Raw genomic sequence first — 1,395 nt, 5'->3', positions numbered from 1 at the left:
CTGGAGGCGCGGTGCCAGTGGACTGGTCCCCGGTTCTTGGACTGATTAGTCGGTTCGAGATCCGGGGATGGTTCGTGTGGGTGGTACCGCGTCGTCGTTGACGAGTGCGCAGCGGGTGGCTGCGGTGGAGTGGTTCGGTCGGGGGTTGAGTGATTGGGCGACGGCTCGTCGGCTAGGAGTGACACGGAAACCAGTGCGACGCTTGCATCAACGGTGGTTGCTGCATGGTCCGGAGGTGCTCGTGGATTCCCCCAGACGCTCGTACTCGTTCGAGGTTAAACGTGACCTCGTGCGCCGCTTCCTTGCCGGGGAACCAGCCGATGCGCTCGCCTCCGAGGGAGGGCTCTCCTCAGCGCTGCTGCTGCGCAAATGGGTGAACCAGGTTCGCAAGGACGGTGAGGACGCCCTCCGGCCGCGCCCAACGGGCCGCCCGAAAGCGACGCCGGACACCGAGCTCAGCGAGCTGGAACGACTCCGGCGGGAGAACGAGTACTTGCGGGCCGAGAACGCGTATTTGGGAAAATTGCGGGCCTTGCAGGCGCAGCAACGGCGTCGGTGAAGACCGCAGCCGTTGCCGCTTGCAAGGCCGAACACTCACTCCAGACGCTGCTGCAGATCGCCGGTCTTGCCCGCTCCACGTTCTTCTACCAGCAAGCCCGCTCGCGTGAACCTGACCGGCACGCTGACACCGCGGACGCGATCCGCGCGATCTTCGTCCGCACCAAGGGCCGGTATGGGCATCGGCGGATCCACGCCGAGCTCCGCCGGACCGGGCCAGTGGCGAAGAAGACGGTCCTGGCGTTGATGCGACGCCACGACCTGGTCTGTCCAGTGCGTCGTCGTCGCCGATACTCGTCCTACGGCGGCGAGGTCGGCAAGGTTGCAGCGAACCTGCTGAACCGGGACTTCACCTCGACAGCGCCGAACCAGAAATGGGTCACGGACGTGACGGAGTTCCGGGTCGGTGAGCACAAGCTCTACCTGTCACCAGTGATGGACCTCTTCGACCGGCAGATCATCGCCTATCGAACCGGAACGTCCCCGACCCTGGAACTCACCCACGGCTCGCTCCGCGACGCACTCCACACCGCACTCGGGGCGGCACCGCTGGTGCACTCGGACCAGGGCATCCACTACCAGCACCGGTCCTGGCGGTCACTGCTGGCAGCTGCCGGCGCGTCCCAGTCGATGTCGCGAAAGGGCAACTGCCACGACAACGCGATCATCGAGAACTTCTTCGGCCATCTGAAAGCCGAGATGTTCCACCCAACCCGTTTCGACAACATCACCACGCTCGACACCGCGATCCACGACTACATCACCTGGTGGAACACCGACCGCTCCCAGGCACGACTCGAGGGCATGAGCCCGGTTCAATACCGAGCTCACGCCCTC

General features: G+C 64.9%; 2 protein-coding genes. Both read left to right on the top strand.

From position 1 onward, the window contains the following. The first annotated feature begins 235 nt into the window (after positions 1 to 235). Positions 236 to 559 carry a helix-turn-helix domain-containing protein gene (locus EDF64_RS18025; protein ID WP_166645816.1) on the top strand — a complete coding sequence of 108 codons (324 nt, stop codon included), beginning with the start codon at positions 236 to 238 and terminating at the stop codon, positions 557 to 559. Next, positions 556 to 1,395, top strand: an 840-nt coding sequence (locus EDF64_RS18020; protein WP_133521326.1) for an IS3 family transposase, incomplete at its 3' end; no start/stop codon positions are given. The genes EDF64_RS18025 and EDF64_RS18020, both read left to right, overlap by 4 nt.

The sequence above is a fragment of the Curtobacterium flaccumfaciens genome, assembly GCF_004361695.1.
GTDB classification, from domain to species: Bacteria; Actinomycetota; Actinomycetes; order Actinomycetales; family Microbacteriaceae; genus Curtobacterium; species Curtobacterium flaccumfaciens_B.
The sequence above is the reverse complement of the archived record's forward strand: the minus strand, read 5'-3'. Positions and strand labels throughout refer to the sequence as shown.